The following is a 13151-nucleotide window of genomic DNA, read 5'->3' as shown; positions in this document are numbered from 1 at the left end:
TCCGATACAGCATATGTCAGCGCAGTGGATGCGGTTGGGCGCAGTAGCAGGCCGTCAGCCGCGTGGCTCGCGTTGCCGTTCTGCCACCCAGGCAGCGACCTGGGCCCGACTGCTGAAGGCGAGCTTTTCGAGGATGTGAGCGACGTGGGCATCCACGGTACGCGGCGAGATGGCGAGGCGGCCCGCAATCTGCCGATTCCCGAGCCCGTCGGCGATTTGCTGCGCCACCTGCCACTCACGGTTGGTCAGGGGACGGAACACCTCGGCGTGGTCGCCGCTCCCTGTGCCACGCTCTTGCATGCCCGTGGCGTAGGCCAGTGCCTGAGCTGACGACAGCTCTGCACCCGAGGCCATCAGCGAGGCCAGGACGCGATCAGGGAACTTGGCGCGCAACTGCTCCAGCGAGGCATCGCGGAACTTGCTCAAGGCGCTGACGGTCTCGATGGAGGCCCCGCTGCGCCGCCACGCGGTCTCGGCGCATCCGGCCAGGGTGGCCGCACGCTGAGGATCCTGGCTGACACTGAACCAGGCCAGCGCGTCCAGGCACATCGCCTGACCGATCAGCTCCTCGTCGTGCACCTTGAGCTGAAGGGCTTCGAGCACCATGGCCTCGGCCGCGGCTGGCTCGCCTGCGTCCCAGACGACCATGCCGAGGTTCATCAGGGCACTTGAATGCAACGTGCTCTCCACGTGTTGCCCGGTGAGCCGCATACATTCCTGGAGGAGTGCCTTTGCCGACGCGAGATCCCCGCACAACCACTGAGTGAGGCCGTAGCCAAGGAGGACATGTGCCTTTCCGACGTCGTCGTCAGTGGACGCGAACAGGCGGAGGGCCTGGTCGAGCGGCGCCTGTGCCCCGTGCGGATCGCTCTCGGCGAGCTGGGCCATTCCCTCGACGAACCGTAGGTATGCCAGATCGCCGGGGGCGGGCTCGGGCCCGAGCTCACTCATCGCGTCGGCGACGAGCTGAGGCACGAGGTCGGCGTCCCCCAAGTAGAAGGAGAAGTAGGCGAGCCAGCGCATGGCGGTGGCTCGACCTGGGGTGCCCGGCTCGGACTCCTCGACGCCGCGCCGCAGCCAGTGGCGCCCTTCTGACAGCAGGCCGGCCGTCACCCAGTAAAGATTGAGGTCGGACGCGATGCTCATCGCCTGAGCCGGGTCCCGTGCGTCCAGGGCGAAGCCCAGCGCGGATGCGACGTTCTGGTGTTCAGTGCGCAGGCGAGATGACCACTCCTGCTGGCCCGGTCCGAACCAGCCCTCGCGATATCGCCTCGCCAGGCCCGCGGACCACACAACCAGCCGTTCCTGGACAGAGCTGCTTCCGCCCGACTCGACGAGCCGTTCGTGACCGAACTCGCGCAGGGTGCCGAGCATCCGGTACCGGGCCTCGGGGCCGGCATCCTCCTCTCGCGTCAGGATGGATTTCTCGACGAGTTCTGTCAGCAGGTCGACGACGTCGTCCGCGGCCAAGGCGTCGCCGGTGCAGACAGACTCCACGGCGGAGACGACGAAGCTGCTCGGAAACACCGACAGGCGCGCCCACATGAGCTGCTCCAGCTGCGAGCAGAGGTCATAACTCCACGTGATGGAAGCGAGCAGGGTCTGGTGACGTGCGGAGGCGCTGCGATCGCCGGTCGTCAGCAACCGCAGCCGGGAGCTGAGGCGTGCATTGATCTGTTCGACGGGGAGGGCGCGTACGCGGTCGGCGGCCAGTTCGATCGCCAAGGGGATTCCGTCGAGGCGGCGACAGATTTGAGCGACGTGCGGCGCGTTTCTCTCGGTCATGACAAAGCCTGGTGCTCGGGCCTGCGCCCGGTCCAGAAACAACCGCACGCCGTCGTACTGCGCCAGGTCGGCAGCTCGGGAATCTACGTTCCAGGTGGGGACAGGGAGTGGTGGAACGGCATAGGTGTATTCACCTCCGATCTTCATGGCCTCGCGACTCGTGGTGAGGACATGCACCTCGGGAGCGCGTGTCAGGATTCGCCTGATCAGCAGGGCACAGGCCACAATGACATGCTCACAGTTGTCCAGGACCAGCAGCAGATGCTTGTGTGCGAGCCGCTCGGCCAGGTTCTCAGCACTCCAGCCGGAGGGTTCGTCGCGAAAGCCCAGAGCCAGGGCGACAGCGTGCGGCACGAGCTCGGCGCTGCGGACCTCGGCCAGCTCGACCAGCACCACTCCGTCAGGAAATGCACGGCGTGCCTGATCGCCAATACGCATCGCAAGCCGGGTCTTGCCCACCCCGCCGGGACCCGTCAGGGTCACCAGCCGCGACGTGGACAGCAGCTTCCGGGCTTCGCCCAGCTCATGTCGGCGACCCACGAAGGTAGTGACCTCGGCGGGCAACGAGTCACCGTCGGTGCGGTGGGCGGATCGACCCATCAGCCGATCGTAGCGGGGGAGACCATAGGTAGGCATGTAGGTAGATCGAGGGATTACTGGAGCATCGGGACCGGTGACCCTGACCTGGACCGGGTGTGACGCCCGCCACGACGTCAGGGGTTTCCACATGACAGGGATGAGCTATCAACCGCCGCACCTGACCATCGGAGCGCCCAGGAGGAGGCTTGAGACGGGAGCGGATCGCTGCTATGTCCGGCTGGCGGTCATGGGTGACGGTGCGACCCTGCGGTCGAGGGGGCCCATGGGCAGGGGATGGCCCCAGATGCTGGCGCGCGTCATCGGTGCAGCTCACGATCTCTCCTGGTGCGACGCGAGAAGCGCAGGGGCCACGACGTACGACGTGCGACGGGTCCAGCTGCGCGTCGCGGTCGCCCAGCGGCCGCACCTGGTGTGCCTGGCTGCCGGGCTGGCCGACGTGCGTGATCCGCAGTGGGATTTTGCCGCGACGAGGGCGCACCTGCTGCACTGCGCCCGGGTGCTCTCGCGCCGGGGCGCTGTCCTGCTCACGACCCGACCGGGCGCCGGACGGCGGGGGCAGGCGGGAAGCTGGCGCTCCGCGAGCCGGCGCCTCCGGATCCGCCAGCTCGACGGTCTGTACGACGAGCTCCATGAGCGGTTCGGGACGATTCACCTCGACCCGGGCGACACGGGAGGTGCACGGCCCAGCGCCGCCGAGCTGACCGGCAGGTTTGTCCACGAGCTCACCCGTCATGGCCTCGAACTCCCGGTTGTTTCGCTCGCCCGGACCTCGTAGGTGGCGCGTGCGTCCTCACATGGCTCACAGTTCCAGGGCTCCCGCCAGTCGCTGCGCGTGGTGGGCCGGTGTGCCCAGGAGAAAACGGTCAGCCGTCGCGCGCTTGAAGTAGAGGTGAGCGCTGTGTTCCCAGGTGAAGCCGATACCTCCGTGCAGTTGGATCGCCGCTGCCGCGACGTCGTAGTAGGCCTCGGAGCAGACAATGTTCGCGACACTTACCGCGGTGCCCATGTCCCGCGCTTTCTCGTCCACTGCGCGCACCGCGTCGTCGAGAGCGGCGCGGGCGAGCTCGGTGCTGATGAGCATGTTCGCGAGGGCATGCTTCACGGCCTGGAACGAACCGATCGGACGCCCGAACTGGTAGCGGGTCCGGGCGTAGTCGGCGGTGACCTCGAGCATCCGCCGCGCGCCCCCCATCTGATCGGCGGCCAGGCCGACGGAGCCGACCGCCCCGGCGTCCGCGAGGAGTTGCCGAGCCGACCCCGGCGCGCCGATCCTCAGGGCGGACGCCGAGGTCAGATCGACGTGCGCGAACCGTCGCGTCTGGTCCATGGAGAGGGCCGGCCGGACCTCGACCGATGGACTGTTCGCGTCCACCCTGAACACCGAGATCACGCCGTCGTGGCGAGCCGGGACCAGAATGACGTCGGCGACCTGGCCGTCGAGGACGTGGTCGATGGTCCCGGTCAATGTCCACGTGCCCGCTTCCGAGACGGCGGTCACGGTGGTGGCGTCGGCATCCCAGCCCGCGCCGTGCTGAGGCAGTGCGAGCGTGCAGACAAGAGAACCGTCGGCTATCCCGGGGAGCAGAGCCTGCATCGTCGCAGCGTCCCGCGACCGGGCTATGAGCGTCGCGCCCAGCAGTACCGTGGACAGGAACGGGCCGGGAAACAGCGAGTAGCCGAGCTCCTCGCCGGCGACCGCCAGCTCGCGCATCCCGCAGCCCGCGCCGCCGTACTCCTCTGCCACGGCCAACCCCTGGACCCCGATCTCCGTGGCCAGGCGTGTCCATGCCGAACGGTCGAATCCCTCGGGCGAATCGAGATGTTCACGTACGACGGACTCGGGCGCCGTGCTTGCCAGCATCCGGTGCAAGGTCGAGCGGAGGTCGCGCAGCTCGTCCGGCTCGTCCACGCCGGCCGCGGTCGGCGGCGAGCTAACCACGCCGGAGCGAGGAGTAGGGAAGGTCCTTGTCGACCCTCGGCTCAGCGGGCAGGCCAAGCACTCGCTCGGCGAGGATGTTGCGCATGATCTCTGTCGTCCCACCTTCGATGGAATTGGCCCGGGAGCGCAGGAAGAGCCTGCGCGGGTCCTGGGAGGCACCCGCTCCGGAGGGTGCCGTGAGCTCGTCGGGTTCATAGGTGTCGTAGAGCAGCGCCTCGTCGCCGAGCAGGTCCAGGCAGAGTTCGTAGCCGTCCTTGTTCAGTTCGGCGAAACCGACCTTGCTCACGGAACTCTGCGGACCAGGCGTCCCGGTCGACCGTCTGGCGGCGCGAGCGGCGTACAGACGGAGGACGTGTCCGCGCAGCCACAGCCGCACCATCCTCGTTCGGAGGTCAGGATCACCGCCGGCTCTCTCGCGGTACAGGGCGAGCGCGAGCTCGACGGGACCGCTTTCGGCCGCCTTCGTGCCGAACATGTCACGTTCGTTCATCAACGTCGACATCGCGACTTTCCAGCCCGCGTTCACCGGGCCAAGGCGGTCGGTGTCGGGGATGAGGACGTCGGTCAGATAGACCTCGCTGAACTCCGCTTCGCCGGTGATCTGGCGCAAGGGCCGGATCTCGACCCCCGGAGTCGCCAGATCGAGCACGAAGTAGGTGAGTCCGCGGTGCTTGGGCTGAGCCGGATCGGTGCGGGCCAGCAACATGCCCCGCTGAGACGAGGCGGCCATGGATGTCCAGACCTTCTGTCCGGTCACGCGCCAGCCGCCCTGCTCGCGAACGGCCCGGGTGTCGATCGCGGCGAGGTCCGAGCCAGCACCCGGCTCGGAGAACAGCTGGCACCAGCGTTCCCCCGTCGCGATGGCCCGCAAGTAGCGTTCCTGCTGCTCGCCGCTGCCCCACTCGAGTACGCTCGGCGCGCCCATCGAGTAGGCCAGCCTGCTCTCGACCTGGAGGTTCGGCGCGCCGGCGGCTGTGAGTAGTTCGAACACCCTGCGCTGGGCATCGCGTTCTCCGCCGAGTCCCCCGCGCCCGGCGGGATGGTGCACCCAGGTCAACCCCGCGTCGTACTGGGCGGCGAGAAACGCCGTCCGGCCCGTCGTCTGTGGCGGATACCGCTCCAGCAGGCGACGGGTCAGCCGCTCGACCTGGTCTGCGGCGCTCATCGGCTCGCAGCGAGGGCCAGCGCCCACGCCTCGAGGCTCAGCGGCTTGCCCCCGAAGGACCTGAACTGCTCCGGCGTGGCGGGCTGGCCCACGTCGCGGTTCCACTCACTCGCCTGCACGATGGGTGCGACCATTCCCTTGGCCAGAGCCTGCTCGGCCGTCATCGGCAGCTCGGGCGGGAGGATCTGCTCACCCCAGGCGCGCGACAGCACTTCCGCGATCTCGATGAAGGTGAGCACGTCGCCCGCCAGTTGCAGCTCGACACCGTGGAACCGCTCGGGCTCCAGGATGGCGGCGGCCGCCGCGCGGCCGATGTCCTCGACCGCGATGAGCGCGTAGGTCGTCTCCGGATCGACGGCGGCCATCAGACGGTTGCTCGTACGGCCCTCGAAGTAGACCGAGGGGCGCAGGAACATCTCCATGAACGTAGCGGGGTAGAGGATGGTCCAGACGGGAAAACCGGCCTTGCGGACAAGGTCGTTGACCTCCTCCTTGCTGACCCAGTAGTCACTGATCGGCGGCACCAGATCGCTGTACGACTGCTGCCAGCGCCCCTCTTTCCACCCGGGCGCCGTCAGGTGGTGACCGGCACCGGACGCCGATGTCTGCACGAAGTGCCGTACCCCGGCTGCTGCCGCCACCGAGATGAGGTTGCGCGCATGGGTCCGCTCGGCATCAGCCTCTGGACGCGCCATGTCCGGACTGAGTACGGAGAAGACCGCCCGGACCCCGGTGCACGGCTGAATCAGTGAGTCCGCATCGTAGAGGTCACCCACCGCCACACTCGCCCCGAGGTCCGCGAGTGCTTTGGCGCGCTCGGAGTCAGGGTCGCGCACCAGCGCACGGACCGGGACTCCGGCGGCCAGGAGTGCTCGCGCAGCCGCTCCGCCCTGCTTTCCGGTCGCCCCGACCACCAGGACCGGGCCGTCGGCCGCCGGACCGGTTCGTTGCTCGCTCATCTGCTCCTCCATGAATGACACTCTTTTCAGGACACCGTGTAGCCGCCGTCGACGACCAAGGTGTCGCCCGTGTGGTAGGCGGAAGCGTTGGACGCAAGGTAGACAGCGAGGCCGGCGAAGTCCGCACTCGTACCCCAACGCCGGATCGGCACCCGCTTGAGGATCGCTTCCTGGACGTGCGGACGGTCGAAACTGCCCGCGGTCATCTCGGTACGGATCCAGCCGGGGATGATCGTGTTGGCGCGGATAGCGTGGCGTCCGAACTCGACCGCGAGCCCCCGGGTGACCGAGGCGAGCGCGCCCTTCGCCGCAGCGTACGACTGCAGCGTGGGCGCCCCGCGGATCGCGGAGACACTGGAGATGGTGACCAAGGACCCCCCGGGGTCCCCTGTCTCGGCCCGCGCCACCATGTGGCGCGCCGCCTCTCGCAACGTCCACAGCGCGCCGTCGAGGTCGGTGGCCAGGACACGGTGCAACTCGGAAGGGTCGAGATCCAGGAACTTGGTGCGTCCGCCGACGCCGGCGTTCGCGAATACCGCGTCGATTCGACCGAGGCGCCGGACCGTGTCCTCGGTGGCCGAGGCCACGGCGTCGGCGTCGCTGACGTCGACCATCGCCGTGTGCACCGGGGCGCCGTACTGCGCCAGCTTTCCCGCGGCCGTTTCGAGCTTCGTACCGTCTCGACCCCAGATGGCGACAGCGGCACCGGCGCGAGCCAGCCCCTCGGCCATGCCGAGACCGATGCCGCCGTTCCCGCCCGTGACCAGCGCCACCTTGCCGGTCAGGTCGAACGGGGCAGACGCCGCTCCGTCTCCGCTCTCAGTCATAGCGTCGAGGTTCGCTGGTTCTGCGGATGCCGTCGAGCGAGGTGTTCAGCGGAGCGGACCGATGATCGCGCCAGCCGGCTGAGGTGCGGCTACCTTCCCTTCCATGCCCCTGACCGTGCGCGATCACATCGAGGGTGTCCCGGCCGAGTCCGGACAAGCGGCGCGAGGCCGTCCGGAGCAGAGTGAAGGAGTGCGGTGATGACCCCACCGACGGTCCCTGAACAAGCCGAGGCTGCGCCGCCGGCAAGCCTGGTCACCGGTGTCGAGGAGTTCATCGCCGAGCACGTCCTGCCCGTGGACGACGAGCACGACGGCGACGTCGAGGCAGCCGGCGGAGAGTCGCTGCGCATCCGGCTTCAGGCCGGTGCCCGTGCACGCGGGCTGTTGTCCCCGCACGGCCCCGCAGACCTCGGCGGACTCGGCCTCGGCATGGTCGACCGTGCACCCGTGTTCGAAACCGCAGGCCGCTCTCTGTTCGGAGCGATGGCGTTGAACATCAACGCTCCCGACGAGGGCAACATCCATCTCCTCGACCACGTGGCGACAGCGGAGCAGCGCCAGCAGTACCTCCGTCCTCTCGTGCGAGGTGAGGTGCGGAGCGCATTCGCGATGACCGAGCCGGCGCCAGGCGCCGGCTCGGATCCGTCATTGCTCACCACGACCGCCACGCGGGTCGCGGGGGGCTGGTTGGTCAATGGACGCAAGTGGTTCATCACCGGCGCGGACGGAGCGGGCTTCTTCATCGTCATGGCCCGCACCAGCGGCGAGCCGGGGGATCGGGGCGGCGCCACGATGCTGCTCGCTCCGGCCGATCGCGCCGGAATCAAGGTCGCGCGGCATATCGGCACAATGGACCGTTCTATGCTCGGCGGTCATTGCGAAGTCACGTTCACCGACGTCGTCGTGCCGGACACCGACGTTCTGGGCGCGGTCGACGAAGGTTTCCGCTATGCGCAGGTTCGGCTCGGTCCCGCGCGGATGACGCACGTCATGAGGTGGACCGGCGCCGCGCAGCGAGCCCACGAGGTCGCCATCGAGCATGTCGCGGGAAGGCGTGCCTTCGCCGGGCGACTTGCGGACCTCGGGATGGTCCAGCAACTGATCGCGGACAGCGAGATCGACCTGGCCGCCACGCGCGCCCTCCTCCTGGAAGCGTGCCGGGAACTGGACGAAGGCGGTCACGCGTCCGCGAGCACCTCGATCGCGAAGACGTTCGCGTCCGAGGCCCTGAACCGGGTCGTCGACCGTGCCGTCCAGATGTGCGGTGCTCTGGGCGTCTCGGACGAACTGCCGGTTGCCAAGATCGCTCGTGAGCTGCGCCCCTTCCGCATCTACGACGGGCCGTCCGAGGTGCACCGATGGGCGATCGCACGCCGTGCCATCCGATGGATTGCAGGCTCATGAGCGTTGCCCCGGCGGCTCTCACCGCATGGCAGCTCGAAGGAGTGGCGGCGGCCCTCACGTCGGCCGGCCACCAGCCGGTCGGCCGGCTGGACGCATCGGTCATCACCGGCGGCCGGTCCAACGTGACCTACCGGATCACCGACGGCGTGCACCACTGGGTGCTGCGCACACCGCCGCGAGCCGGACGGACTCCCTCAGCCCACGACATCGCGCGGGAACACCGGGTGACGACAGCGCTTCGCGGCTCTCGCGTCCCGGTGGCCGAGGCGGTGCTCCTCCACTCCCGCGAGCAGCTCCTCGGCGGGCCCTTCGCCATCAGCACATTCGTCGACGGCCGGGTGCTCCGGACCAGGGAGGACCTGGCCCGACTCAGTGACTGGGAAGTCGATCAGGTCGTGGCGAGCATGCTCGGTGCGCTGATCGCCCTGCACCGGTTTGACTATGTCTCGGCCGGACTGGCGGACTTCGGGCGCCCTGAGGGTTATGCGGCCCGTCAGTTGAGGCGCTGGGCCAAGCAATGGAGCCTGACCGGGAACCCGCAGCTCCAGCCGCTCGCCGACGAGGTCATCCGCAATCTCGGCCGCAGGGTGCCGGGCCAGCCGACCAGCGCCGTCGTGCACGGCGACTACCGCGTAGACAACACGATCCTCGACAATGCCGAAGTGGCAGCGGTGGTCGACTGGGAGCTCTCGACCATCGGGGATCCGGTGGCCGACGTGGCCATGATGTGCGCCTACCGGGACCCGGCCTTCGACCTCATCATGGGTGCCCCGAGCGCCTGGACCAGTGACCGACTGCCGTCCGCCGATGGTCTGGCCGCGATGTACGTCGAGGCCGGGGGCTGTGAACTCGCGCACTGGGACTTCCACCTGGCCCTGGCCAACTTCAAGATCGCTGCGATCGCAGCGGGAATCGACCATCGCAGACGGTCCGGCGCCGACAGCGGCCCCGGCTTCGACACGGCCGGTGACGCCGTGCCCCGATACCTGGAACTCGCCCGCGAGGCCCTGCCGAGAGCCGCCCGCTGACCGCCGTGAGGAGTTCACCCCATGCCCGTCCCCGAACTGTTTCGCCTCGACGACAAGGTCGCGCTGGTCACCGGTGCCTCAAGCGGCTTGGGGGTCGCTTTCGCCCAGGGGCTCGCCGAGGCGGGAGCGCACGTCGTCCTGGCTGCCCGCCGCGCCGAGGGACTTCGGAAGACCGCCGAACTGGTCGAGGCGGCCGGAAGGCGGGCCTTGACCGTCCTGACCGACGTCTCGGATCCCGCAGCCTGCGAGCAGCTCACGGTCAGGACACTGGCGGAGTTCGGACAGGTCGACGTCTTGGTCAACAACGCCGGTAGAGGCACCGCCGTACCGGCTCTGCGCGAGACCCCGCAGCAGTTCCGCTCCGTCATCGACGTCAACCTCAACGGCTGTTACTGGATGGCCCAAGCCTGCGCACGGGTGATGGAGCCGGGCTCGAACATCATCAACATCTCCTCGATCCTCGGGCTCACCACCGCTGGGCTGCCCCAGGCCGCCTACAGCGCGTCGAAGGCCGCGCTCATCGGTCTGACGCGCGACCTCGCACAGCAGTGGACCGGCCGCAAGGGAATCAGGGTCAACGCCTTGGCGCCGGGCTTTTTCAGCTCGGAGATGACAGACCAATATCCGCCCGGCTACCTGGACGGACAGCTGTCGCGGATCCCCGCCGGACGCATGGGCGACCCGCGGGAGCTCGCCGCCGCGGTGGTCTTCCTGGCCTCCGACGCGGCCGGCTACATCACTGGCCAGACCTTGCCGGTGGACGGCGGCATCACGATCGTGTGAGCTGGTTGGCGCACCGGGCCGAAGCTGAGAATCGGGTGCCGGTGATCGTGGTGACCGTCGAGAACCAGCTCGGCGAACTCACCTGCTGCCCCGAGCCCTGACGCCGTTGGACTGGCCGCGTCGGGACAGTGGCGGGCGGGGTTCAGCGAGCGGGCGAAGATCCGCCGGCCATGTGGTCGCTGGGTTGGCCGTGGGCGATGAGCGTGACGAGGGTGTCGACCAGTGCATCGGCGGAGGTGCGCCATTTCCCGGTGGTGAAGTGGCCGCTCAGTTCCGCGTTGATGATCCCGCTGACGCCGGTGAAGAGCAGCCCTCCGTAGCGGTGCACGTCCTGTTCGTCGACGACCTGGGATACGAGGGTCAGGAATTCCTCCTGAGCGCGGCAGGAGGCGGCGACCATCTGGCCGGGGTCTTCGCCGGCCGGGGGGCCGAGCATCTGCCGGTAGCGGTGCGGGTGGTGACGGCCGATGGAGACAAGCGCGGTGAGGGCGCCCCGGAGTTTGGCGGCCGGGGTGCCGCGCAGGGCGGCAATCTCGTCGCTGAAGCGCTCCCAGTCCTCTGTGGCGACGGCGGCGAGCAGGGTGTCCTTGTCGGCGAAGTGCCCGTAGGGAGCGCCGCGACTCACACCTGCCCGTGCGCTCACGTCCCGCAGGGTCACCGCGTCCGGACCACCCTCGTCGAGCAGTTCTGCGGCCGCGTCCAGAACGGCGCGTCGGGTGGCGGCGGCGGACTCTGCACGACTGACCATGCCCACATCATACAAATGACGACGTCATCCGAGTGGGTTGACGTTGTCACATGAAAGTCCTAGGGTCGTCTCATGTGACAACGTCACATGAAGGAGGCGGTGCGGATCTCGAAGTACGGATGGTCCGCACGCCCACCCCGGATCGCTCCGCCAGGGCTCGCTGAGTCAGACAGGCGGCCCTGCGTGCGGTGCTAGGCCTCATGCCTCGGAACACACAGGAGTAACGGACCATGGATCTACAACTCGTCGGCAAGCGCGTGCTCGTGACCGGCGCCAGCAAGGGCATCGGCCTGGCGATCGTGCGAGCCTTCGTCGCCGAAGGCGCGTCAGTCACCGCGGTGTCCCGGCGCACCACACCCGAACTCGAAGCAACCGGGGCGGCCTTCGTGTCCGCCGACCTGTCCAGGGCCGATGAGTGCCGTCGCATGGTCGAGGCGGTCCTGGCGACCGACCCGCGCTTGGACGTCCTGGTCAACAACGCCGGTGGCGGCAGCCTGCCGGAGGGTTCGCTCGGCAACGCCCTCGACGGCGGGGACGACATCTGGCAGGACGTCTTCGCGCTGAATCTCAGCTCCTCCGTGCGGGTCATCCGGGCGGCACTGCCCGCCTTGATCGAGGCCCGCGGCGCGATCATCAACATAGGCTCCGACACCGCCCGGCGTCCCGGCGCCGCGGGCAGCACCCCGCTGCCGTACGCGGCCGCCAAAGCGGCGCTCACCACGTTCTCCCGGGGGCTCGCCGAGCGGATAGCCTCGCAGGGAGTACGCGTCAACACTGTGTCACCGGCTCTGACCAGGACCAACGCGATCGCGGGCGACGACGGTTACCTGTCTCAGGTGGCGCAGGCGGTCGGCGTCGAACACGCCACCCTGCTGCAGACCCTGCCGGCAGACCTCGGCATGCTCACAGGCAACATGATCGAGCCTGACGAGATCGCCCGCGCCGTGCTGCTGCTGGCATCCCCGACCATGCCGAGTGCGATCGGTGCGAACTGGGCCGTCGACGCCGGTTCCATCAAGGTCGCTTAGCACGATGGCGTCATGGCCGGAGCGGCCGCCTGTAAGCCGCATCGTCTGAACCGGCAGAAGTCGTGGCCTTGAAGCATGGCACGGCGAAAGCAACGGATGCCCGCTGCTCGTAGAACAGGCGGCCGGTACCCGTCGACGGCCGTGGCGCACCGTCGAGGCGAAGGGTTCAGCAGAGTGGACCAGAAGCGGCGTCAATTGCCTATGCGGCTGTTACGGTCCGGCCATGTCATCGACTGACCTGGCTCTTCTGGCTCTCCGTGGAGTGATCGGTGGGGTGTTCTTGGCCCATGGGTTGAACCACATTCTCGGCGGGGGACGACTGCGCGGCACGGCCGGATGGTTCGCCAGTCTCGGCATGCGCCCTGGTTACGTGCACGCCGTTGTCGCCAGCGCCGTCGAGGTCGCATCGGGCGCGCTGCTGGTGTTCGGCCTGTTCACCCCGGTTGCCGGGGCCGGCGTCGTCGGCACGATGGTCGTCGCATGGGTGATCAACCACGCCAAGAACGGGTTCTTCATCTTCCGGCCAGGCGAGGGCTATGAGTATGTGATGGTGCTTGCGGCGACGGGACTCTGTCTCGCGGGAACCGGCCCGGGGCGTATCTCGCTCGACCGACTGATCGGAATCGGTCAGCCAGGATGGACGGGGCTCGTGATCGGCCTGGCGGGGGTGGTCGGGGCAGGGCTTTTGCTGGCGCTGTGCTGGCGACCAGAAGACGCCGGGTAGTTCCGCTTCGAGGCGCTCGCCCACTCCCGCGACACGGCGACAGCGATTGGCATGGCTCTCTGCTGCTCCGGCAGACTTCGAGTCCCCACGGCGTCGCCGGTGCGATCGGACCGGCGACGCCGTCGACACGCGGTGGTACGTGGAATGCGTAGCTATGTAGG

12 protein-coding genes are annotated in these 13151 nt (G+C 68.5%); 6 read left to right on the top strand and 6 right to left on the bottom strand.

From position 1 onward, the window contains the following. Positions 1 to 54: 54 nt before the first annotated feature. Complete coding sequence (locus M2163_RS03145; RefSeq protein WP_280854618.1) at positions 55 to 2385, bottom strand: LuxR C-terminal-related transcriptional regulator; 2331 nt, start codon at positions 2383 to 2385, stop codon at positions 55 to 57. Positions 2386 to 2746: 361 nt separating this feature from the next. Here M2163_RS03145 and M2163_RS03140 point away from each other — a divergent pair, with 361 nt between their 5' ends. Then, the gene (locus M2163_RS03140; protein ID WP_280893033.1) at positions 2747 to 3160 is read left to right on the top strand and encodes a hypothetical protein; all 414 of its coding nucleotides are present in this window, start codon (positions 2747 to 2749) and stop codon (positions 3158 to 3160) included. Between the two features lie 24 nt (positions 3161 to 3184). On the opposite strand, the gene M2163_RS03135 is transcribed toward M2163_RS03140, so the two are convergent. Genes M2163_RS03135 through M2163_RS03120 form a run of 4 tightly spaced genes read right to left on the bottom strand, consistent with a single transcriptional unit; the run spans position 3185 to position 7275 of the window. Further along, the gene (locus M2163_RS03135) at positions 3185 to 4294 is read right to left on the bottom strand and encodes an acyl-CoA dehydrogenase family protein (RefSeq protein WP_280893032.1); all 1110 of its coding nucleotides are present in this window, start codon (positions 4292 to 4294) and stop codon (positions 3185 to 3187) included. Positions 4295 to 4316: 22 nt separating this feature from the next. Then, positions 4317 to 5489, bottom strand: coding sequence for an acyl-CoA dehydrogenase family protein (locus tag M2163_RS03130; RefSeq protein WP_280893031.1), 1173 nt, complete (start codon positions 5487 to 5489; stop codon positions 4317 to 4319). Next, a complete protein-coding gene (locus tag M2163_RS03125; RefSeq protein ID WP_280893030.1) occupies positions 5486 to 6448 on the bottom strand; it encodes an NmrA family NAD(P)-binding protein in 963 nt (320 codons plus the stop codon). Before M2163_RS03125 ends, M2163_RS03130 begins: the two co-directional genes overlap by 4 nt. A gap of 26 nt (positions 6449 to 6474) precedes the next feature. After that, the gene (locus tag M2163_RS03120; protein WP_280854623.1) at positions 6475 to 7275 is read right to left on the bottom strand and encodes an SDR family oxidoreductase; all 801 of its coding nucleotides are present in this window, start codon (positions 7273 to 7275) and stop codon (positions 6475 to 6477) included. 198 nt (positions 7276 to 7473) lie between these two features. On the opposite strand from M2163_RS03120, the gene M2163_RS03115 reads away from it, so the two are divergent. The 3 genes from M2163_RS03115 to M2163_RS03105 are packed head-to-tail and all read left to right on the top strand — an operon-like array spanning position 7474 to position 10490. After that, a complete protein-coding gene (locus M2163_RS03115; protein ID WP_280893029.1) occupies positions 7474 to 8679 on the top strand; it encodes an acyl-CoA dehydrogenase family protein in 1206 nt (401 codons plus the stop codon). Beyond that, on the top strand, positions 8676 to 9707 hold the full coding sequence (locus M2163_RS03110) for a phosphotransferase family protein (protein ID WP_280893028.1): 1032 nt from the start codon (positions 8676 to 8678) through the stop codon (positions 9705 to 9707). Before M2163_RS03115 ends, M2163_RS03110 begins: the two co-directional genes overlap by 4 nt. A 21-nt stretch (positions 9708 to 9728) precedes the next feature. After that, positions 9729 to 10490, top strand: coding sequence for a glucose 1-dehydrogenase (locus M2163_RS03105; protein ID WP_280854626.1), 762 nt, complete (start codon positions 9729 to 9731; stop codon positions 10488 to 10490). 142 nt (positions 10491 to 10632) lie between these two features. Here M2163_RS03105 and M2163_RS03100 read toward each other — a convergent pair whose 3' ends face one another. After that, positions 10633 to 11238 (bottom strand): TetR/AcrR family transcriptional regulator, encoded by a 606-nt coding sequence (locus tag M2163_RS03100; protein ID WP_280854627.1) that lies wholly within the window; start codon positions 11236 to 11238, stop codon positions 10633 to 10635. Between the two features lie 230 nt (positions 11239 to 11468). Here M2163_RS03100 and M2163_RS03095 point away from each other — a divergent pair, with 230 nt between their 5' ends. After that, on the top strand, positions 11469 to 12266 hold the full coding sequence (locus M2163_RS03095) for an SDR family NAD(P)-dependent oxidoreductase (protein ID WP_280854628.1): 798 nt from the start codon (positions 11469 to 11471) through the stop codon (positions 12264 to 12266). A 223-nt stretch (positions 12267 to 12489) separates the two neighbouring features. Continuing rightward, on the top strand, positions 12490 to 12990 hold the full coding sequence (locus M2163_RS03090) for a DoxX family protein (RefSeq protein WP_280854629.1): 501 nt from the start codon (positions 12490 to 12492) through the stop codon (positions 12988 to 12990). Positions 12991 to 13151: the final 161 nt, after the last annotated feature.

This window comes from Streptomyces sp. SAI-135, from assembly GCF_029893805.1.
Lineage (GTDB): Bacteria > Actinomycetota > Actinomycetes > Streptomycetales > Streptomycetaceae > Streptomyces.
This window is presented reverse-complemented; position numbering and strand designations above follow the sequence as displayed.